Annotated in this window: 12 protein-coding genes; 4 read left to right on the top strand and 8 right to left on the bottom strand. The window is 45.6% G+C overall.

Features of this window, described 5'->3' with window-relative positions; genetic code table 11:
• Nucleotides 1-191: 191 nt before the first annotated feature.
• Entirely contained in the window at nt 192-1,337 is a 1,146-nt protein-coding gene (locus ACFP56_RS13985; protein ID WP_379235504.1) for a cation diffusion facilitator family transporter, read from the top strand.
• A 100-nt stretch (nt 1,338-1,437) separates the two neighbouring features.
• Here the strand turns inward: ACFP56_RS13985 and pulA are convergent, their stop codons facing one another.
• The 6 genes from pulA to ACFP56_RS13955 form a co-directional block, all read right to left on the bottom strand.
• The gene (gene pulA / locus ACFP56_RS13980) at nt 1,438-9,126 is read right to left on the bottom strand and encodes a type I pullulanase (protein ID WP_379235502.1); all 7,689 of its coding nucleotides are present in this window, start codon (nt 9,124-9,126) and stop codon (nt 1,438-1,440) included.
• Nucleotides 9,127-9,449: 323 nt separating this feature from the next.
• Nucleotides 9,450-10,313: an alpha/beta fold hydrolase gene (locus ACFP56_RS13975; RefSeq protein WP_379235500.1), complete on the bottom strand. Its 864-nt coding sequence runs from the start codon at nt 10,311-10,313 to the stop codon at nt 9,450-9,452.
• Between the two features lie 70 nt (nt 10,314-10,383).
• Nucleotides 10,384-11,820 (bottom strand): amidase, encoded by a 1,437-nt coding sequence (locus tag ACFP56_RS13970; RefSeq protein ID WP_379235498.1) that lies wholly within the window; start codon nt 11,818-11,820, stop codon nt 10,384-10,386.
• A 256-nt stretch (nt 11,821-12,076) separates the two neighbouring features.
• Nucleotides 12,077-12,997, bottom strand: coding sequence for a transglutaminase family protein (locus ACFP56_RS13965; protein WP_379235496.1), 921 nt, complete (start codon nt 12,995-12,997; stop codon nt 12,077-12,079).
• Nucleotides 12,994-13,968: an alpha-E domain-containing protein gene (locus tag ACFP56_RS13960; RefSeq protein ID WP_379235494.1), complete on the bottom strand. Its 975-nt coding sequence runs from the start codon at nt 13,966-13,968 to the stop codon at nt 12,994-12,996. The genes ACFP56_RS13965 and ACFP56_RS13960 overlap by 4 nt, the downstream gene beginning before the upstream one ends.
• A gap of 58 nt (nt 13,969-14,026) precedes the next feature.
• On the bottom strand, nt 14,027-15,493 hold the full coding sequence (locus ACFP56_RS13955) for a circularly permuted type 2 ATP-grasp protein (protein WP_379235492.1): 1,467 nt from the start codon (nt 15,491-15,493) through the stop codon (nt 14,027-14,029).
• A 323-nt stretch (nt 15,494-15,816) separates the two neighbouring features.
• Between ACFP56_RS13955 and ACFP56_RS13950 the strand changes: the two genes are divergently transcribed.
• Complete coding sequence (locus tag ACFP56_RS13950) at nt 15,817-16,344, top strand: superoxide dismutase family protein (RefSeq protein ID WP_379235490.1); 528 nt, start codon at nt 15,817-15,819, stop codon at nt 16,342-16,344.
• A 170-nt stretch (nt 16,345-16,514) separates the two neighbouring features.
• On the opposite strand, the gene ACFP56_RS13945 is transcribed toward ACFP56_RS13950, so the two are convergent.
• Together ACFP56_RS13945 and ACFP56_RS13940 are read right to left on the bottom strand one after the other, a co-directional pair.
• Entirely contained in the window at nt 16,515-17,729 is a 1,215-nt protein-coding gene (locus tag ACFP56_RS13945) for an MFS transporter (RefSeq protein ID WP_379235488.1), read from the bottom strand.
• A 161-nt stretch (nt 17,730-17,890) separates the two neighbouring features.
• A complete protein-coding gene (locus ACFP56_RS13940) occupies nt 17,891-18,802 on the bottom strand; it encodes a serine hydrolase domain-containing protein (protein WP_379235486.1) in 912 nt (303 codons plus the stop codon).
• Nucleotides 18,803-18,914: 112 nt separating this feature from the next.
• Between ACFP56_RS13940 and ACFP56_RS13935 the strand changes: the two genes are divergently transcribed.
• Entirely contained in the window at nt 18,915-20,690 is a 1,776-nt protein-coding gene (locus ACFP56_RS13935; RefSeq protein ID WP_379235484.1) for a sensor histidine kinase, read from the top strand.
• Entirely contained in the window at nt 20,687-22,249 is a 1,563-nt protein-coding gene (locus ACFP56_RS13930; protein WP_379235482.1) for a response regulator transcription factor, read from the top strand. The genes ACFP56_RS13935 and ACFP56_RS13930 overlap by 4 nt, the downstream gene beginning before the upstream one ends.
• Nucleotides 22,250-22,375 lie beyond the last annotated feature (126 nt).

Here is a 22,375-nt window from a genome sequence, read left to right as displayed (position 1 = left end):
TAACAGCAACAGCATTGAAGCCCATAGGCATAGAGCCTGTGGGCTTTTTTCATTTTTAAATGGGCTGCGGGTACGGGTTGACATTATTTTCATCCTGTGATTAACTATATATGAGCATATATTCATATATTAATTAACCGTATATAACGAGGTTAGAAACGCCAACAATGAGGATACAGGGAGGAATTAATATGTCAGCTCCATTCAACAAGCATGAACAAAATAAGCAGCAAGCAGCAAGCAGCGACACCAAGCTGACTGCTGATCAACAGCATAGCTGCAACCACGACGATCAGCAGCACGATAATTCTCATACGCATTACCGTCACGATCATAATCATAGCGATAATGATCAGCAATCTAACGCTCATGCACACAGCCATCAAGGTCACAGTCACAGCCATAGCCATCAGCATGCTCACGGGCATGACCATCATCATGGCGGGCTGCTTCATCATCATGGACCAGCAGATGGCAATCGCACCGGACTCATTATCGCGCTATCGATTACAGTAAGCATTATGGTGCTGGAGTTTATTGGCGGGCTTATTACGAATAGTCTTGCGTTGCTGTCCGATAGCGGTCATATGCTAAGTGACAGCAGTTCACTCGTTTTTAGCTTGATTGCCTTCGGTTTAGCGGCAAAGGCTGCAACGCCAAAGCGTACGTTTGGCAATCATCGCTTCGAAATATTGGCTGCATTGCTCAATGCGGTAACACTATTCGTTGTAGCAGCCATCATTATTATAGAAGCGATTGAACGCTTTGCGGCTCCGCCAACTGTCGCGAGTGCTACGATGCTTTGGATTGCCAGCATTGGTCTTGCTGCAAATTTGCTATCTGCATACTTTTTAATGAAAAAAGGAGATGTAGAGCATAATCTCAATATGCGTTCGGCCTATCTGCACGTTGTAGGCGATGCGCTTGGCTCGATTGGCGCGATTGTGGCAGGCATTATTATGCTGAACTTTGAATGGTATTACGCTGATCCGATCATAAGTGTTGTTGTCGCGCTATTGATATTGCGCAGCGCATGGGGCGTCCTGAAGCAAAGCCTTCATATTTTAATGGAAGGCACACCGATGACCATTGACCAGCAAAGTGTGTATTCGAGTCTTGCGCAGCTGCCGCAAGTTGTCGATGTGCACGACCTGCACATCTGGACGATTACTTCCAATTTTGATTCACTGAGCTGTCATCTCGTTGTTGAGGAAGGAACTGATGAACAGCAGGTGCTTCGTCAAGCTATTCAATTAGTAAAAGAGCAATACGGCATTGCCCATTCCACGATACAGATTGAGACAAAAGCACTCGACCATGAGCCATGCACCATCTAGACTCGTAAAAGCAACCCTCATAAAATAGTCATACACAATACTAGAAAAGGTATCGCTCGGCAATAGGGCCAAGCGATACCTTTTTGTAGGCTGGATTTGATTATTTAATCAAGCCAAGCAACGCTTTCACGGCTTCTGCCCGCGTCAGCATCCCTTTTGGATCAAACAGCTGGTTGCCCTTGCCATGCAGCAAGCCAGCATGAACGGCTTTGTTGATTGCATCAAGCGCCCAGCCTGCGATATGCTCACTATCTGCAAAGCTGTGGCTGTCTGCTGCCAATGTTGCTCCATGCTTATATTCGATTGCACGAACGAGCAGTACGGCCATTTCCTCACGGGTTAAGCCTGATTGAGGCGCGAAGGAATGCTCATTAACACCGTTAACGAGCCCCGCCTTATAAGCGGCTGCTATGGATGGAGCATACCATTTCCCTGCGGCTACGTCAGCAAATGGTGCTGCTTCAGCAGCAGTCAACCCTAATGCACGAACGATTAAAGCAGTAAATTCCGCTCTTGTAATGGAGCCATTCGGATCGAAGGTTTGAATCGATTTGCCCTGCACAAGCTGCTTCGCCGCTGCCTGCTTAATGATGCTTGCTGCCCAGTGTGAGGATTCCACGTCGGCAAATTGCTTTTCAACATGAATCAAGCTGTACATTCCTGCTTTATCTATATTAGCAGCATAGAACCCGTCAACAAGTGCTGCTGTTACATAATGAAGCGATCCATCCTCAAGCACGCGATACACATTTGTGAGCAAGGATTTTTCGGAATCCGCTGCAAGGTGAAGCGTAATTCCCGTTAACTCTTCCAGACCGATCGGTGCAGCGGCTGCAGTCTGCTTGCCTGCTCCCGCTAGCTCAACAAGCGGAGATTGAAGGGTCGTCAGCATAAGCTGAGATGCTGCATGAGATCGAATCCGCTCCTTCACATTATTCTCAGCTTCTGACAGCTTTAATTCTACCTCAGTGAATTGCTTCGCCCATGCTCCAAGCTGTTCCACGGATATAGTGATCTGCCAGTTGCTTCCTAGCACTCGTACAGGGTGCTTGAGTTTGCCCGGCTCCAAAGTAATGGATTGGTTAGCAACGTCCGTTAGCGTCACCTCATAATATCCGCCTTGCAAATGCTCCCCGCCAATTTTAATGCCTTCTGTCGCTGGCGGCTCTGTTGGATTCGGTACAGGTGTTGGCGTTGTTGGTGGATTCGGCGTTGGTTTATCCTCACCGGCTGGATGCGCAATAATAAGCGTACCTCCGTCAGAACGAGCAGGAAGCTCCATGTCGATTTTCCCTGCTCCATTTACCGTCACCTTCTTACCGCTGTACAGCTCCGTTAACGTTGTACCTGCGGGCGCATCTACTTCTAGGCTGATTTTTTTTGCTTCATCGCTCGTATTAATCGCAACATAAACCCGGTCTTCCTGATACGCACGTTCAAATACGATATATTGATCACTGTCGCCGCCTGCAAGCTTGGTCCGTGATCCTTTTGCGAACACCTTCGAATAGGCCGCGCGTGCCGCAAGCAGCTTTTTATAATGCGTCAGCATGCCGCTGCGGGCTTCAAGCTCATCCCAAGGCATGTCATAGCGATTTTCACCAAGGTTGCCTGCATCGAAGTTAGCATTGCGTCCGGACATGGCAAGCTCCTCACCGTAATAGATGACAGGCTGCCCTTTTGCGGTAAGCTGCAGTGCAGCCGCAATTTTTTGCTTGCTTTCATCGCTTCCTGCATACGCCACAAGGAAGCCGTCCTCGTCATGACTGCTGAGAAATTGCCCGAATGTTTCCGCACTGTTCAGCTTTTCATTCCTTGCTTGCAGCGTTTGCTCGACCGCATCGATATTGCCGTTGATAAAGTCTCGCGCAATATATTTGAAATTGAAATCGAGCAGGGAGTCCATCATTCCTGAACCAAGATATCCTTGCTGGTCATCTACATAAGCGCCAAATACTTCGCCAATCAGCTTGAACTGTGGACTTGCCTTCGTTAATTCATTTTTGAACTGCATCCAGGTTGTAGAATCAACATGCTTCACAGTGTCAACGCGGAAATAATCAATCGTATCGCCGCGATCGGTACGAGCGCGCTCCAGCCAATCTACCTGCCACTTGATCACCTGCTCACGTACTGCAGCATCCTCCGTACGCAGATCCGGCAGCCCTGCCAATTCGCCAAGCACATCGCCTACACCAGCAGGATTGCGTATCAAACCCGCAAATACATCCTGCTCCTGCTCAGTTGGATAATTCGGTATATTCTGTCGGCCATCCTCAGCATTCATTCCATAGCCAACATGATTAAGCACTACATCGACCATTATTTTAATTCCGCGATCATGAGCCTTGTCGATCAGTTCCTTAAACGTATCAAGATCTCCAAGATGCTCATCCAGCTTAGTGAAATCCTTCGCCCAATACCCGTGATAGCCGTACTGATACTGCCACGGCTGGCCGTGCCCTACGTTCCAGTCGATATTGTCTACGATCGGGGTAATCCATATCGTATTAATGCCCAGCTCCTCTAAATAATCAAGACGATCAATAATCCCTTGAAAGTCACCACCATGATACGTTTGCTCATGCGTGACATCGTAGTTCTCCCCATTAGGATTGTTGTTGCTTGGGTCTCCATCCTGAAAGCGGTCTGTCAGCATAAAGTAGATACGAGCCTCATCCCAATCGAAATCATGCTTATTTTCTACATGACGCGCCTGCAGCGTTACCTCTGCCGATATGCGATGCACCACATTGTTCGTATCTACAATTGAAATCGGAATCGTTTTTAAGCCTGCCGTAACATTGTCAGTAGCCGAAATCGTAACTTCCATCAGCTCCTTGTCAATATCAACAACCGAACGACCGCCAAGCTCGGATAAATCAGCGTAGATGCGACTGATCAGCTCTATTGGCGTATCGGTTTGCACTGTCAAAATGCTGTGAGCATCATAGCTGAAGCTGGCTGGCGATACCGATACGGAAGCTTCAAGCTCAATGACCTTGTAGACGATTTTCGATATGCCGTCTACCGTATTTTTCGGATCATTCATTTCGCTTGCTACTCCATCCTTCGTCACAACGAACGTGTACGGATATTCGCCCTCTTCAAGATTTTCCAGTGTGTAGACATAGTACTCTCCCGCTGCGTCATACACCATAGGATAGCTTTCGCCATTAATATTGACACTTACGCTCGTTACGCGATGATGCTCATTATTGCGATACAGCTCACTATCGCGATAATAGAAGGTCACACTATTGCCTTCTATAACAGGTCCTGTAATGGAGGCTGTCTGGGTAAAGCTTGCTTGACCGCTTGTTAGTTTAACGACTACGTAGTCTTCATCCAATCGCACATTCACAAAACGATCCGCATCTGTATCCTTTTCCAGCCAATTGCCACGACGGACGATGAAGCCAATCTGCGTGACATTAGGAGCTACCTCAACACGGGCAATTGCCTTGCCGTCAACGACTGTAAATGGTATTGCATCATTTTGTACGCCTGTATTCCACACCCACAAATCCCAATCGGTATAATTTTGATCTGGCCTGCTATATTCAAACTGCACGTAACGCTTCACATACGGCTTAACCTCTATCGATATGCTTGAAGAAATGTCTCCGATTGACGCCGTAATGAACGCATGACCCGGCGATATGCCCGCTACCATCCCCGTACCGTCAACTAGCGCAACTGAAGGGTCACTTGATGTCCATTTCAGCACTTGCCCGCTCATCCATTGACCGAACTGATCCTTAACGTTGGCAGTCAACTTCGTCGAAAAGTCTGCATAAACGAAACTGTCGCCAGTAATGGCAAGTTCTGATGGCACAAGCTGGGCAACATGAAGTTGGGTAGTCGCAGACAGCTGGCCAGACTCTGCAGTAATCAGGGTTGTGCCGCTAGCAAGCGCCTTAATTCTACCAGCAGCAGATATTGTCGCTACGGATTCGTCTGATGAACGCCATGTGACAGGCTCCCCCGCCATAACCCTTCCCCGTTGATCCTTCACGATTGCTGTTGCAATAAGCTCCTTGCCAGGCTCAATCGCCTGCTTTGTCAGCTGCACCTCTATCGAACTCGGCTCAGCCTGATAGCTGGATGCTTCATCATACAGTACCATCATCGATATTGGCTCAACCGTTACACTGCCTTGCACCGTGCCTAATGAAGAGATGCCTGCCGATGCTTCGTCAACTACAATATGCCAGTCACCAGAAGCCGGCAGTGTGATGCTTCGTGCTTCATTCGTGCCGTTGTAGATCACGACAATGTTTTTCCACTCATCGTAATTGGCATGCTCGCCAAGCTTGAAGGCGATTACTCCATTGCTGCGTTCCAGCACCGTGAAGTGCGCATCGATATCTTCTTTGGTCGTCATTCGGAACGCTGGATGCGCCTTGCGCAGCTCGATTAAACCTTTGTAATACGCATTGACTTGGGAAAAGCTTGCTTTATTGCTCCAATTGATTCGATTGACCGAATCCGGGCTCCGATAGCTGTTATGATCCCCGTATTTGCTGCGCAGCATCTCATCGCCTGCGTGAATGAATGGAATGCCTTGTGCTGTAAGCACGATGCCGTTAGCCAGTAAGGAACGCTTAACCGTTTCATTATCTAATACATGATCAGGATCAACAAAACGATACGGGTCTGCAGCTGCAACCGCCTGATCCACGTTACCACCGCCAATCAGCTCGCCATCTTGGATGTGAAGCATGTTAAGCTCGTCGAACAAATTTTGTGTGCGGACAATTTTATCCCATAAATTCAGATTGTCATGTGCTGTCACATAGTTGATCGTTTCAGTTGGAGCATTCGTAAAGTCGGTCGTCGCTCCGATTAAACCGTTCAATATTCCGTCTATGCTATTGTCTATACTTCCTGTGGCAAACCCTTTCCCCGCACCATCACTATCCCCTTTAATGGCGGATCGGAAGTTGTCATTAAATACTGCAAAATTCAGGTCTCTCTGCGATCCCTTCAATGTCTGATCCGTGCCTGGCAGCGGTGTAGATCCCCCCATCCATGGCTCACCGTAGATAAGAATAGTTGGATCGACTTCTTGATGAAGCTCCTGCGTCAGCTCCTTCATCGTAGTCGTATCGATGATGCCCATTAGATCGAAGCGAAAGCCATCCACATGGTATTGCTCTGCCCAATAATTGACGGAATCTTTAATATACTTGCGAACCATCGGTCGTTCCGTTGCAATTTCGTTGCCCACGCCAGATCCATTGGAATACGTGCCATTGCTGTTCGTTCGATAGTAGTAGCCTGGAACAATTTTATTGAATGGCCCATCTTCAACGGAATACGTATGATTGTAGACAACATCCATTACGACCCGAATCCCTTTGCTGTGAAGCGCTTGCACCATTTGCTTGAATTCTGTAATTCTGGCAGCTGGATTGGTCGCATCTGAAGAATAGGATCCCTCTGGTACATTATAGTTTTGCGGATCATAACCCCAATTGAATTTCGGATTGGAAGAGGCTGGATCGTCCACCGTCAGCTCATTGATCGTTTGAAAATCATAAACAGGGAGCAGATGCAAATGAGTAATCCCCAGCTCCGCTAGATGATCAATTGCTAATGCATGACCAAACTCATCGACAAGTCCATCTTCAGTAAATGCTGCAAACTTTCCTTTGTTGGCAGCACTCACGCCAGAGTCGTCAGCAATGGAAAAGTCACGAATATGAAGCTCATAAATGATAGCATCTGTCGGATTCAAAAACGGAGGCTTCTGATCATTTTCCCAGCCTACAGGGTGCGTCTCCTGCAAATCAATAATTGCCGTTCGCTGTCCATTTGCCGCAACCGCTCTCGCATAAGGATCAACGACATAATGACTGGCTCCATCGGCAAATTGAACATGATACATATAATAGCTGCCCGCCAGGTCACCTTGAATATGGCCGGACCATACCCCGTTGCTGCTTCGGGTAAGCGGTGTTTCTTGACCCCCCGAGTGATCCTCAACCTTGCCTTGGTTGTTGTATTGACCTGCATCCTCGTAAATCACTACAGCAACTTCAGAAGCAGTTGGCGCCCATAATTTGAATGTGCTGCCTGATTCGTGATACGTTAAGCCAAGATCATTACCGCTATAATAAAATTGACGATCATCCAGTACATTGCGGAACACGAGCTTTGCACTGCTCATAGCCGAATGTCCCACGCGATAAGCCTTCGTAACATCAATCGCACCTTCATCTACTGTTAGTCGGTACGACCTGCTGCCTAACTTTTGTGCCGTTACGTCGATTGACGTGTTGCTTTCCTGCTCGATAATATTGAATGCATTCAGCTGCTCAGGCGTTAGCTCTTCTGTTGTCGTGACATGAATCGTCGTATAAGAATCCATAAATGCACTCTGCACTTTGGCAGACAGTTCTACGTCATCGGCACTGTAATATACCGATGGGTCGCCTTGCAGCAGCCATACCTCTACACTGCGCTGTCCTTCCGGCATCGATATCACACGCGTTTCCTCCTGTGTATCCCAATTGCCAGGACGAGTAATGACGTTAATGCTGCTTGCGTGGCTTGTAATGGTTGCTGTTGCAAAACCATCTGCATCATTACCTGTGAAGACGACTTCTCTTCCGTCATTCCATTCGTCCCAGGTCCAGATGTCCCACTGATTTTGTTGACCATCGAATCTATAATAGTGTATATGATAGCTGTTCAATGTGTTCGGGTCCTTCTCAGTTGTAAAGGTAATAACCTTGTTCTCAGCCAAATTCGCAATAGAACCAGCCGGTAATATTGCCGTATAGGTTGTATCGTAGCTTAATGGCTCTAGCAATTCGAGTACGACCGCATCTGCCTCCAGACTGGCATTGATCGGAATCGGCTGTTCATTGGCAGAGACGGTTGGAATGATGTCAGTATCTCCCCAAGCTACTTCACCTAAGAAGCTGAATGCAATACGATTAAGGGATACACTCACATTCTGAGCTTGATTGACAGGCGACGTTCCTGTTAGAACAAGCTCTGGTACTTCAAAAGTAATCGTATACGGAGCGGAATACTCGGACAGTGTATTCGGAGCAGCAGCTTCGTTCCATGAGTCTGCAATTACATTGCCAGCACTCTCTGGAATAACGTCAAATGCGCCATGCTCATTCGCTGTGTTGCCGCTGAGAACAGCAATCGCTTTAATGGTATCCCCCTCATTCAAGTTCAGCAGAGATAAGGGAATGCGTCCCTCGAAGCCTGTGCTGATTCGATTAGCAAACTGCGCACCATAGCTTTCTCCCCAGCTTGAAGCAATAGGCTGTGACAAATCCGTTGTCGCATATACCGCTGCGCCATTCAGCTCATCTGCATGTTTAATGCGGCTGACAACGTGAAAATTAGGTTTTTCAGCTGCGGAGCTAAAGTTAAATCCTGCACCCCACGGCGCGTTAGCATCAGCACCTGCATCAGCTCCGCCATTTATGGAAAGCGCCAGGTTCAGATACAACCCGTTTTCTCCCCAATTAGCGAGCGTTACACCATCCACCCAATAATATAAATACGTACAGTCATTGGACAGCTTTAAATTATCAATATGAAACTCGTTCCAGCCCTTTGTTGCCGATGTACCAACTGTAGGCACATTGCTCCAATAATCATCCTTAACCCCATCTACTGTAATATAGCTGCATGTCTGTAATTCAGGAGCATTAGCCGCAGTGGCCTGCTCACCAGAGATAAGAGATACAGGAAACAAAGAAAACAATAAGGCAAATACTAAAAGCAAGGAAATCCTTTTTCTCAGTTTTTCGATCATGTCTTGTCCCTCCGTTCGTCATTTTAAATAAAAACATTTGTGCAAACGGTTGCATAATGTTTTGACAAAAACTGCACATAAAGTGCAGTTTTAACGTCAATTTCATCATTTTCTTGGGAGACTTAACTATTGCAAATGAGGTTCGTGCAATCGTTTTCATTAGCTATAATAGTAGACCCTTCCATAAATGTCAATCGGAATTTGAACTGAAAACAAGAAAACAAGCATCCCCGCACAGCTGTGCAGAAATGCTTGTTCACCGTCATTTGCTAAGCTTTTTGATGCACCGCATACGATCAATCATGATGATCGACCACTAAATCTTAGTTATTCAGTAAAAAAGCAAGCGTTCGCTCATTAACAAGATCTGCCCGCTCAATTGTAAATGTATGATTGGCGCCTTGAACAAGGATGCATTGTATATTTGGCACATACTGCTTTGCATATTCGATCGCCTGCTGAGCGGGATAGATAACCTCAAGCTCACCAATCATAAGCAGCACTGGCACCTTTAGCGTCACCAGCTCCTCTGGTTCAATTCTCAAAGGATACAAGCGCAGCCTCGGTAGTGCATGATGGTAGCCAGCCAATATAAATTCGCGATAGCCCGGGGCGAACGGCAGCCCTTCCGCAGATAGTGAACGAAAGGCACGATCGACCCATTTCTCAGTTTGAAATAATAATCCTGGAAAAGAGTAATAGAAAAAACGCCAATGCAAACGATGAAAGGCAGCGGCGGGAGCAAAAAGAGCCAGCTTTTCAACCCTATCCTGATAAGCAAGTGAAAACCGCAAGGAAATATAGCCTCCAATCGAATGACCTGCCAGCAAGAAACGTTTCAAGCCTAGCTGGTCAACGGTTTCCTTCAGCCAATCAACGGCCTCCTCTTTTTGCAGTATGACTTCACTAGCCATACTTTTACCGATATCCCCTATAATATCGATAGCGTATACAGCATAATGCTCCGTCCACGCTTTTACATTTGGATACCACATGACCGAGCTCATCGTCATTCCGTGCAGCAGCACAAGAGGCGGCTTCGTGCGATCTCCAAATTGCAGCACATAGGTTTTGCCATAAGTCGTATGCAAATACTGCTCTTCATAGTCACATTGAAACAGCTTCAGGCTCTCATCATAGCAGTTATTATATTGCTCCCGATAGCCGCTCTCCAGAAATACATCCATGAGATTACCCCTTTATTGGTTTACCGGTGCAAATAAATCGACATCACGTTTCATTAGCGTCCCCATTTCCTCAGATTTGATGCGTTTGATCGTACATGTTGCATCGCTTGTAACGATAAATTTCTTCTTCGATCCATTCTCCCAGCTGAAACAACGCTTCCTCGTGACCATTAGCGGCTATAAGCTGTACCCCAATCGGCATTCCGGCTGAATCCTGTCCAATTGGAAGCGTCAAGGCAGGAAGCCCCCATACATTGGCATATGCAATATAAGGCATGTATTGCTTAAATGTTTTGCGAATCGAGAAAATTTCCCCATACTGTTTTCCGTGCTTTTGTGCTGGTTCATGATACACTGGCAAAATAAGCAGTCGTGCTGAGAAATACTCACTTAGCTCACGGTCACCCAGCTCAAGCTCTGCACGAATTTCCGATAAACGCTCTTCTGATGGCTTGAACATACCTGCTCCTAGCAACGCCCAAGACAAATAGGAGTGTATCTCTGATCGTCCTGTGAGCTTTTCTTTTATATATTCACTAAGCGGTTTTTTAGAACCATTGCTGCTTAGCAATCGCTGAATGTGCTTGGCGCCATCGATACTCATCAGCTCCTGCCAATACAGCGCAGACTCTTGAAAACGGGGAGGCAGCTCGCGACTTATTTTGAAGTCCGCTCCAATTCGATCTCGCAACGCATGAAGAAGTGCCTCTGTATCCGCTCCTAGCGGGATATCCGGCTGCTTTTCCGGGATCACTACTTCGTAGGCATCCAGATCAACAAAAGTACGCTTCCCGTTTGTCAAAATTTCATGAATTAGTCGAGCATCACGCACTGATTTGCCCATTGCGCCAATTCCTAGCATGCGGTGCTGCTCAGGTATGGAAACTTGCGGATAATTGCCCGTATCATCAACTTGAGCGTTACCAGATTTAAATCCTACAATCCCGTTATAATGACTTGGAAAACGAATCGAACCGCCAATATCAGCACCTAATCCTACAGCAGCGCCTCCTACCGCCATTAACGCTCCTTCTCCGCCGCTGGAGCCACCCGCTGAACGCGTTAGATCCCAAGGATTATTGGTACGGCCATGCAGCTTATTATTCGTCTCCTGACAGAAGCAAAGTGCTGGAGTATTGGTTTTGGCTACAATAATAGCCCCCTCCTGTCTGAGCAGCTTGACAACGGCAGCGTCCTCCTGTTCAATCAGCTCTGCTCTGTAAGCCAGCCCTGAGGTCGTCGGCATGCCTGCTACATGAAAGCAATCCTTTACACTAATAGGCACGCCATGCAGTCTGCCCTTCGTTTCTCCGTTTTGCTGCATCATATCAGCATGAATGGCCTCTTGTCTTGCTGCTTCATAGCGATCGACTGTTACACAATTAATCCGTCCATTCGCTCTTTTCAAATGCTCTATGTATGTCATGGTAGCCTGCAACGAAGTCATTTCTCCACTTTTAATAAGAGCCGCGACTTCCGTTGCATCCAAGTCCAATAGTTTTTCCAAGTTAAGCATCCTCCTCATACATGTTCTATTACTATACTACGTGTCCTTTCTATACCACATTCATGATTCCTGCCCTGTTTTCCTGCCAAGCTGCCCGAATCAGCAGCACCATATAAAAAAATAGCGCATAGGCCGCAGCCTATACGCTATTTTGAACATGTATGAGCAAGATTGCAAACTAGCACTAGCTATTAGCAATAAAACTGCTATGCGTTATCCTTGAGCAACGCTTACGCTTTCCCGGCAACGTTACCCCTTATGCCTCATTGCTCAGCTTCTGCACATCTACGGTCACAACTAATTCCTGCTCGCTCGTTCCGCGATATATCCCCTTTACAGGCACAATATCCGTATAATCTCGACCATGCCCCAGCTTCACATATCGATCATCGAACGACGTAGCATTGGTCGGATCGAAGGAGCACCAGCCAAGCTCCGGTACATAAGCCTCGACCCATGCATGAGAAGCCTGTTCAAAATCAGCTACTCCTCCTTGCAGATCGCCAACGAAATGATAACCGCTCACGTATCGCGCAGGTATTCCCTTCGCACGACAAACCGCAATCATCAAATGAGCAAAGTCCTGACAAACGCCTCGCTGCTTGGAAATTAGCTCATAAGCTTTCGTATTAACCGTTGTCGCCTCCGGATCGTAGGTGAAATGCGTACGAATATAATTGCACAAAGCATCCACCCATTCGTAAACCGATGATACAGGGATTGCAGTGCCGCTATTCGCGGTTTCCACTACACTAAGACTAGGAATGGCATCCTTCAGCTTATCAATCTCATCGGTCATTTCCGTATATGTCGTGGGCAGCAAAAACTCAATAAACCGATCAATCAACTCATCCGACGCAAGCATTTCCCATGCCTTGCTAGGCTTCTGACTAAGCAGCTTTTTCTTATCATCCATCGTAAAGGGCTCTGTTGTCACCACAATCATGGAGGTTTTTATCGTCAGCATCTGGTGGGGCTGATTCACTGAAAATGCATGCACGCGATTGCCAAAGCTGTCTTCATAAGCAAACAGCGACGCATTCGGCTCAATCGAAATACTATAGTTATAGCACGACTGCCGCTCATTCGTTACAGGACTGAGCCTGATTTCATTGACACTGTCTATCACTTCCTGGGCGTAGCGATACGTCGTAATATGGCTGATTTTCAACTTCATGCACTAACCACCCCGTCAAGAAAAAAGGTTTTGCCGAATTCCTCTCCAATCCATGAGCATGAATCAAGCAGGCGCTTCGTTAATTCATCCTTCGTTTCACATGTCAGCTCGGACACCTCGATGCAATCAAGCTCGGCAGTCAGCTTGCTTATTTGTCTAACGATTCGCTCATGAGCCAGCTTCAACTGCTTTTCAGAGAGATCAAACGATCGGATTCGCTCAACCAATTGGTGAAAAGCAAAGTGAACGGAGCGCGGGAAGATCGGATTCAATACGACAAACTCCAAAATTCGTTCTACCGATAGGGTATCGGCATATAGCCTGCGATAGGTTTGATATCCGCTTAGCGATTTTAATACCCCTTGCAAGTACGGATACGATTGGATGGAAGTCAGCTTGAGCGCAGGCTGCACCGTATGCAAAATGCGCAGCGTATTTTCCGCTCGCTCCAAATATCTTCCGCACTCCATGAAGCTCCATTCGTTATGCCTTGGCATGACCGAATGCGCGCTTCCATAAAACATATTGCACCAGGTTTTAATTTGCGAGAAAAATTTATGCGGTGAATCCATTAGCATCGCTTCGCCATTTTGATCCTTAAGCCATAAATAAAAGCTGTTAAGTACTTCCCATAGCTCTGTCGGTGCCAGCTCTCTCAATGTACGCAAATTGTTGCGTGCATGACTGACACAGGAAACGAGAGAATTCGGATTTTCACGGTCGAGTGTCACGTATAGAAGGACTGTATGTTCACTGTAGTCACCATATTCGTGCTCAAAGGATGCTTTGCTGCCGAGCGCATCAACAATGCGCTTCCACTTGTCACTATGCTGCTTGGCGTCGAAAGCATCGCTGTGATTAAATTCATCCTGCTGCAAATGGTAGTAAACATCGATTAGTCTTGCATGATTTTCAGCTCGCTCCATATATCTGCCAATCCAAAATAAAGCCTCTGCGGTACGATTCAGCATCTACATCCCTCCAACACTTCGTAATATTGCTGTACCTTCGTATAAATATTTTTGTGTATTATTCTTGCTGCTTTAACACCCATGTATCCTTAACTCCGCCCCCTTGAGATGAATTGACAACCAACGAGCCTTCTACCAGAGCGACTCGAGTCAGTCCACCAGGTATGACGTGCATCTCGCTGCCCTTCAACACAAATCCGCGCAAATCAATATGTCGTGGCGTCATTATACCGTTATGCATAATCGGCGCTGTCGAAAGCTTCATCGTTTTTTGCGCAATATAGCGAGAAGGATTTTCTCTAATCGCATTTGAAAAAGCAACCAGCTCCTGATCGGAGGCTGAAGGACCAATCAGCATGCCGTAGCCTCCAGATAAAGACGTCTCCTTGACTACTAGCTCCCGTAAATGCTCTAGCACGTACTCTCTATCTTCTTTTCGATGAAGCAAATACGTAGGAACATTGTTCAAAATCGGCTCCTCATGCAAATAATAACGAATCATATCTGGTACATACGCATAAATCGCTTTGTCATCTGCAACTCCCGTTCCGGGTGCATTGGCGATTGCTACATTTCCAGCACGGTAAGCGTTCATTAACCCTGGAACGCCAAGTAACGAATTAGGATTAAAGGCGAGCGGGTCCAAAAAATCATCGTCGACTCTTCGATAAATGACGTCTACTTGCTGCAGGCCATTCAGGCTGCGCATATAAATTTTATGGTCCTTGTAAAGCAAATCTCGGCCTTCTACAAGATAAATGCCCATTTGCTGCGCTAAAAAAGTATGCTCGAAATAAGCTGAATTATATGCACCAGGACTTAGAAGTGCGATAACAGGATCTTTTTTTCCGTTCGGCGCAATGCTTCGCAGGGAGCTTAAAAATGCATTCAAGCTACGTTCGATATCAACTACCGCATTGCTTAGATATAGATCATGAAACAGCTCTCTCATCAATGTTCTCCCCTTGAACAAATAAGAAAAGCCTGAAGGGGAGCGCAAATTGTCCTCTAACACATAAAAGTCCCCATGCTCATCGCGAATAAGATCTATGCCTGATGCCGTGACATATACCCCGCCCGGAACGTCCAAGGACACCATCTCTGGACGATAATACGTATTGGATACAATGAGCCTGCGAGGAATCAAGCCATCCTTGACAATATTCTGATTGTGATAAATATCATGAAGAAATGCGTTTAAAGCCTGCACCCTTTGACGTAAGCCGAGATCGACCTGTTCCCATTCGTTTGCGGCAATAGCTCTTGGAATGTAATCAAAAGGAATCGTCCGTTCAAGAGGCTCTGATTGATCAGATTGATAAAGTGTAAAGGTAATACCCTCCTCAATCATGCGCTGCTGCAAAGCCTGCTGTCGTGCTGCCTGATTTCCCGGACTCATTTTGGCAAATTGGGAATAAATCGATTGGTAATGAGGACGAATGCCGCCAATCTTATCAAACATCTCATCATAAAATGACTCGGAATCATATTGAAATGATTCCATCCGTTTTTTGGCCGTTGACATGTCGACTACCTCCTGAAAATTGAACCTGACCCTGTTGATAAAAGTCACATTTCCTAACATGATCATTTCTGTTTTTCTAAATTTTACTATTAAATGTTAGTTATAGTCAATGTTTTCTGAGTATATCTCGAACATTTTCTTCGATAGCTTGTTTAATGTTCGGTTTTTCAAATATACCACCTCCCTCCGAAGCACTGTTCGTGTCATATTATATAACACAAGCAACTTTGTAACTTGAACCATTACCATAAGAATATTTCATAGGCAACACGCGCAAGCTACGCATATCTCTATTAGCCAATTTACCAATTTAGGAGGACACGATGAAAAAGCTTATTTTAAGTAGCTGTATCGCACTGTTTTTGCTGGCACCTGTCAGCCAAGCAGCAGAAAGACCACTATCCATTCCAATCATCGATGCTAATGGCAGCACGATTGGACAAGCAACCTTTATTCAAGAAGGAAAAAACGTCAATATCCACGTTCAGGCGAAGCAGCTGCCACCAGGCGAGCACGCTATCCATATTCATGAAAAAGGGCTTTGTGAACCGCCGGAATTCACATCTGCTGGCGAGCACTTCAATCCAAAGCATAAGCAGCATGGCTTCAACAACCCTAAGGGCTTCCACAGCGGAGATCTTCCAAATATCGTCGTTTCTGAAGACGGCACCGTCGATGTTACGCTGCTTACGAATGAAGTTACCTTGAAAAAAGGCAAGAAAAACACGCTTCGCAGCAAGCAGGGAACTTCGCTTGTTATTCACGCTGCTCCAGACGACTATGTTACCAATCCTGCCGGCAATGCTGGCGCTCGCATCGCCTGCGGAGTCATTAGCTCACCTGCGAAGTAACCGTTAAGAGCGGTGCAGTTATTTAGAATTGCCAAATCATTGCGAATACAAACCTGTTTAAAGTAACTCGAAATGTTTTGTCGACAAAGGCAGCCTGCTTTGGCCAGTATGAACTTGACCGCTGAGGCTGCCTTTTTCTTATTATCCCCTTGCTATTATTTCAGATTATTTCAGGTATTAGTTGATTTTGCATATTTGCTTGAAGGAACGGTGGAGGAAGAAGGCTCTCGAACAAATAGAGAGCACATCAGACTAATGAGGAATAAGCATGCAAACGAATGATAAACAGAAAATCCAAGCCAGTTGCTATGAATAAGTTGAAGTGCTGCAATTGGTCCAAGCGATGCGCCGACAAATAAAATAAAAGTATACAGAGATGTTGCGAGCGCCCGCCTCTCCCTTCCCAGCTCACCGATTAATGCGATTAGCGATGGAACAATCAACGCAATGCCTGATACAAATACAATGCTAACAAGCGCATAGAGCAGCGGCTGCTTCATGATTCCTAACAGCAGCAAACCACCGACAGCTAATGTCAAACCGATACGCAAAATAATTGGTTTGCCATAGCGGTTACATAGCCTCCCCGCAAACGGGCACAGCAGCATTCCTGCAATACCTGCCGCTCGGATAGCCAGAATAGCTGATTCGTCTAATAAAAATGGAGCTTTGCTTAAATAAAACTCTAAGGCGCTGTACGCACCCACAAAGCAAAGCAGCACGGTAAACGTTATGAAGTAACAAAGCAGCAAGCTTTTACTCGCAAAGCTCGTATTACTTGTGCCATAGACGTTGTTGGGCATGCTCGCAAGCCCAGCTTTTGGAGCTTCAGGTAGAAATAAAATAAAGCTAATGACTAGCAGCATATACGCTATACCGAACACTAAAAACAAGGATTGCCAGCCTAACCAGTAGGTAAGAGCGCTGGATGCGACCTGACCAACGATGCCAGACATTAGTAACCCTGTGCTAATATAGCCGATAACAGATACTCTCCTTCCTTCCGGAAACATTTCTCCTGCATAGGTTAATGCGACCGGTGAAAACGTTGAGGCTGTGGCCCCTTGCAAGCAGCGAAGCAACAGAAGCTCGGTAAAAGATTGTGCCTTTACGGTCAACAATGTAGCTGCTGCCAGACCAAGCAACCCGGCAACCATTACTTTTTTCCGACCTAGTCGAGAGGACAGTGGTCCATATACTAAACAGCCACAGGCAAAAAAGAGTGAAAAAGCTGTCCCTGATAAAGCTGCTGTCGTCGTACTTACTTCAAACTCACTGCTAATAACTGTCACAATCGGAACTGTAAAGTATAGAGCCGACAATACCAGCAGTGCGCCGCTGCATAGATTGACTATCATCATCGTGTACGAGCGTTGCTGCTTCACATTCACCACTCCTTTCTATGCTGCCTGCTGACTTACGTTCATGTTAATGGCATCAATTGAAAGCTGATATAGCATTATATGTTAGCCGATGATAAGTTAGTATGTGCCAAAAAAAACAGAGCTGCAGGCTCGGTTCAACGGCCTACAGCTCTACTATTGTCTTATTGCAAATCAGGCAGAATCATTTCTCTGAATATATCAAGTCCGGATCTTGCCTTATGCTTCTGATCTCGCGTGCTTACGATGACGGCCCGAACGCTTGGCACGATTATAATAAACTGACCACCGTAACCGCGTGCATAATAATAGGATACTCCATTCCCCTCGTCACACCACCAATGCCAGCCGTAGCGACCTGACTCAGGTGCTTCTACCTGAATATATGGTGTTGTTGCCTGCTTGCAAATCTCTGATCGAATAAGCTGTTTTTCATTCCAATATCCTTGTTGTAAAAATAACTGGCCGAACTTAAGCATATCCATTGCCGTTAGCTCCATGCCATACCCTCCGGTATGTATGCCTTGGGGATCCGTCTTCCAGCGGTATTGCGATATGCCGAGCGGGCCAAACAGCTTTTCTTCTGCAATTTTATCAAGTTCTCTGCCGCTGGCTCGTACCACTAGTGCAGATAGCAGCTGAGATATGCCAGAATTATAGCTCCACTTCGTGCCTGGATCAGCAGCAAGCGGCTGAGCTAGCACATAGTCAAGCCAATGACGAGAACGCGTCATCCGCGGAAAGTTCTTGTTACCGCCAAATTCGTCCCATTGAAAGCCTGCCGTCAAGGTTAGCACATGTTCTACCGTTATGTTAAGCTTACGCTTGTCTTGACTGTCCTCAAGCTCAGGAAACCACTCCACAATGTTACGGTCAATGGACGGCAGCCAGCCTTCACTTAAACCGATGCAATATAAAGCAGAAACGATGCTTTTCGTGCAGGAGTTAATCGGCATAAGCGCCTCTGACGCATTAGCCTGAAGCTCATGATGAAGCACAACTTCGCCGTTCTGTTGCATAATGAAGCTGGATAACTTATTGCTGTTAAGCACATCCACTAATTTATATGTATCCACATCAGTCATCCTCACTGTTATTTGCATTCACTTTATCATGAACGTTTTATAGATGCAAAATTCATAGGCGCTGTGCTACAATGCTCCTAAAGTCATTATACAGGGGGTCAAAATGAAGCTTATTAAGGGAAGCATAATATCAAAAATCATCATTAGCTTAATCGTTGCGACCACGATCCCATTTATCGTATCGAACTATTTGTCCTACCAGATTACTGGAACTGCGATCAAAACCCAGCTAGTTGAACTGAATCAAAACTCAATGTCAATTACACTTTCAACCTTGCATTCCTATTTCCATGACCTGTCATTGCTGGGTCTTTCTTATTTCTCGGATGTGACGCTTGTACGTTTATTGTCCTCGACTGAGCCTCAAACCCCAGCAGAAAGCGTGTATATCGCACAAAGGCTTGAGCAAATTTATGGAAACCATGGTGAAATCGGCTCCGTTTCCTATAAAAGCGCTCTGACCAATAAGCAATTCAATATACGACAAAACTATAACTCTAAAGTTACGATTCCTGATTTTAACGGACAGGAGCTTTCGTATGCTCATGACGAATTGCAGCAGCCATTTCAAGTAACTTATTATAATAAGGAAAGGCGCTTGCGCGTCAATAAACCATTTATCGATATCGAGACCCGTGAAATTATTGGGTTGACGACCTTTGATGTGAAGCCGGCGCAAATTCGCAGCATGATCGCATCGTTGACAACTAGCGAGCATGGACCGATCTATTTATTTATCGGAGAAGATATGGAGCTGCTCTATACTACTGAAGAAACCAGCGAGAGTTATCCCGAGCTCCCATGGCAAAGCGAGCTTAATCAACGTCTTCAAGATTCAAGCAGCTTGAACAAAGGCGAGCTGCAAGCAACCGAAGGCAGTTATGTCTATTATCAAACTAACACCAATGGAACAACTCTCACACTCGTAAAGCTGATTCCCGAATCGCTTATTAATGCAGCGAGAACAAATGCGCTCAATAAAACCTTATTGATACAAATCGTTTCGTTAATCTTTGTTTCGGTATTGGCAGCCTTTATTTCCTATTACATGCTGCGAAGAGTAAAGCTCATGCTTCAGCATATTAAACGGCTGCAAATGGGTAATTTTCAATTGAAACGCAAGCCTAAACCTGCTACGCCAGATGAACTCGATCTGCTGGAACTCAGATTTCAAGAAATGGCCAGCGAGCTGGATGAGCTGTGGAACAAGCAGTACAGGCATCAGCTAGAGCTGTCTCAGGCTCGCCTTAAAATGCTGCAGGCGCAAATCAACCCTCACTTTTTCTACAATACGCTGCAATCAATCGGAACACTCGCCATTAAAGCGAATGCTCGTGAGGTAAGTGACCGTCTTGCTGAGTTTGGCGCTCTGTTTCGTTATACGATGGACATCGAAAGCGAGGCAGTGAACCTGTCCGATGAAATGGCGCATTTGGAGCATTATATTGTATTGCAGAAGGGCCGCTACAAGAATAAGCTTCAGGTTGATCTGAGATGCCCTGAAGAGGCGCTAACAATTCGAGTTCCGAAGATGATCCTGCAGCCCCTTGTAGAAAACAGTATTATACACGGTCTTGAAAGAGGTAATGGCACAATTCATATTACCGTAAACATTGTCGTAACCGATAAATTGCTGATTGAAGTGATAGATAATGGGAAAGGCTTTACCGATGACCAAATTAATCAGGTGAAAAAATCTGTAATCGAACAGCAGACGGTTGTTACGGAGAAAAAAGGAATCGGTTTGGCAAACGTGTTGAAACGTCTTGCGCTTTACTGCGGTAACGGCTTCGAATGGAGCATCACAAGTGCACCTTATGAACAAACAACGGTTGCGCTCATGCTTCCCATTGATCCAACCAGAGGAGAAAACGTATGAAACTGTTAATTGTCGATGATGAAGAGCATGTCCGTGAAGGCATAGAGCTTGCTATTGATTGGAGCAGCTACCAGATTGATCGCATTCTGATGGCTGAGCATGGATTGGAGGCGCTGGAGCTCGTGCGCGAGCATCATCCTGAAATCATTATCTGCGATATGAGCATGCATATTATGGACGGTCCGAAATTTTTGGAAAAACTGAGAGAAGAAGGCTGGACCTCTAAGGTTATTGTATTGAGTGGCTACCAGGAATTCAGTTACACCCGTGCTACATTGCTTGCCAATGGTGTTGATTACTTGCTTAAGCCCTTCAAAATTAACGATCTGGAAAAGGCAGTACAAAAAGCTCTTGCACAAGTTAAGACGGAGCAAGATGCGCGACTTAAGGAACTAAGCACCGCATTTAAACTAAATGAGGTGAATCAGCTTTACAACGAGCAGCGTTTTTCGAATCTTATTGAGGAGGAGAAGCTATCGCTTAAGGCCCTCTCCTCCTTTCTGTCGGAGCTTGGCCTCGATCCTAAAGCTTTGTACGCTGCCACCTTCCTGCCGCGCAACAGAGAGCATGTTATTAAGCAGTATTATGCTCGTGATGAGCAGTTATTTAATTTTGCAGCAAAAAATATCATTCAGGAGCTTGTCTCTCCTATTGGCCCCAGCTATGTTATTCATTATGAAGCCTTTATCATCTTATTAATGAATTCACGTATGCTGCCCGAAGACATTGAACAAGCAGTATTAAGCATACAAAAAGCTTGGCAGCGAATATTGCGCCTCTCCTCATTCGTCGGCTTCCAAAGGCAGCAAATTGATGCAAGCGGGTTAATTCAGGCCTTGTCCGAGGAAAGATCGATGATTTTAAGCTGCAATATTTTGAATGAATCGATATCCCGGAAACCAGCAAGCCATTCAAACGCTGTTCAGTTTTTTATCGATAAAGAATTTGTAATTCTTGAAGCGCTTCGTACAAAAAATAAAGACTACTTGTCTGAGCTTATTGCTGAGTTTACGGAGGATTTATCTAGCAAGCAGGTTGTGTCGCTGCGGGAAATGCAGCATTATACGGTTGAGATTAATTTGCTGCTAATGAGAATGTATACGCAGCTGAAGGATGAACGACTGCATGAGACGATGCCATTATGGCTAAGTCAGCTCGATGAATGGTCAATGAAATTAAGTCAAATTTTTTACGATATTATTGACAAAATTGATTACAACAAGGTCGTTCTCCAAACCTCGAATCCAATATTGGCTGTGCGCAACTTTATTAATGATCATATGAAGGAAGATATTACTTTAGCAAGCTTGGCTGACCGCTTCCATATTTCTCCTCAATACTTGGCTAAAAGGTTTAAAGAAGAGTACCAGACAACGGTTATGAATTATTTGACACAGCTTCGCATGGAAAAGGCTTGCTCGCTGCTAACGCACACTGATTTAAGCATCCAGCAAATTGCTGCTGAAAGTGGCTTTGAGGAATTGAATTATTTCAGCAAGGTGTTCCGAAAGCATGTTGGGCTTTCTCCATCCAGCTATCGAAAAAAAAATAAAGCGTAAGTTTCTCACATCCAGCATAAGTGCAGGAAATTCTCCTCACTTTTTGCATGGATGTGTTTTTTTGTAAACACAGATTCAAAAATTACTCATTTTGGCGAATATAACACCTGTAAGCGGCAAACTATA

The sequence above is a fragment of the Paenibacillus septentrionalis genome, from assembly GCF_042659865.1.
GTDB lineage: Bacteria > Bacillota > Bacilli > Paenibacillales > Paenibacillaceae > Pristimantibacillus > Pristimantibacillus septentrionalis.
Note: the sequence above shows the minus strand (reverse complement) of the source record. Positions and strands in the feature narration are given on the sequence as shown.

What these genes read in the sequence shown, in the direction of transcription:
- ACFP56_RS13985 (WP_379235504.1), top strand. Translation starts at nt 192, where the DNA reads ATGTCAGCTCCATTCAACAAGCATGAACAAAATAAGCAGCAAGCAGCA.
- pulA (WP_379235502.1), bottom strand. Translation starts at nt 9,126, where the DNA reads ATGATCGAAAAACTGAGAAAAAGGATTTCCTTGCTTTTAGTATTTGCC.
- ACFP56_RS13975 (WP_379235500.1), bottom strand. Translation starts at nt 10,313, where the DNA reads ATGGATGTATTTCTGGAGAGCGGCTATCGGGAGCAATATAATAACTGC.
- ACFP56_RS13965 (WP_379235496.1), bottom strand. Translation starts at nt 12,997, where the DNA reads ATGAAGTTGAAAATCAGCCATATTACGACGTATCGCTACGCCCAGGAA.
- ACFP56_RS13960 (WP_379235494.1), bottom strand. Translation starts at nt 13,968, where the DNA reads ATGCTGAATCGTACCGCAGAGGCTTTATTTTGGATTGGCAGATATATG.
- ACFP56_RS13955 (WP_379235492.1), bottom strand. Translation starts at nt 15,493, where the DNA reads ATGTCAACGGCCAAAAAACGGATGGAATCATTTCAATATGATTCCGAG.
- ACFP56_RS13950 (WP_379235490.1), top strand. Translation starts at nt 15,817, where the DNA reads ATGAAAAAGCTTATTTTAAGTAGCTGTATCGCACTGTTTTTGCTGGCA.
- ACFP56_RS13935 (WP_379235484.1), top strand. Translation starts at nt 18,915, where the DNA reads ATGAAGCTTATTAAGGGAAGCATAATATCAAAAATCATCATTAGCTTA.
- ACFP56_RS13930 (WP_379235482.1), top strand. Translation starts at nt 20,687, where the DNA reads ATGAAACTGTTAATTGTCGATGATGAAGAGCATGTCCGTGAAGGCATA.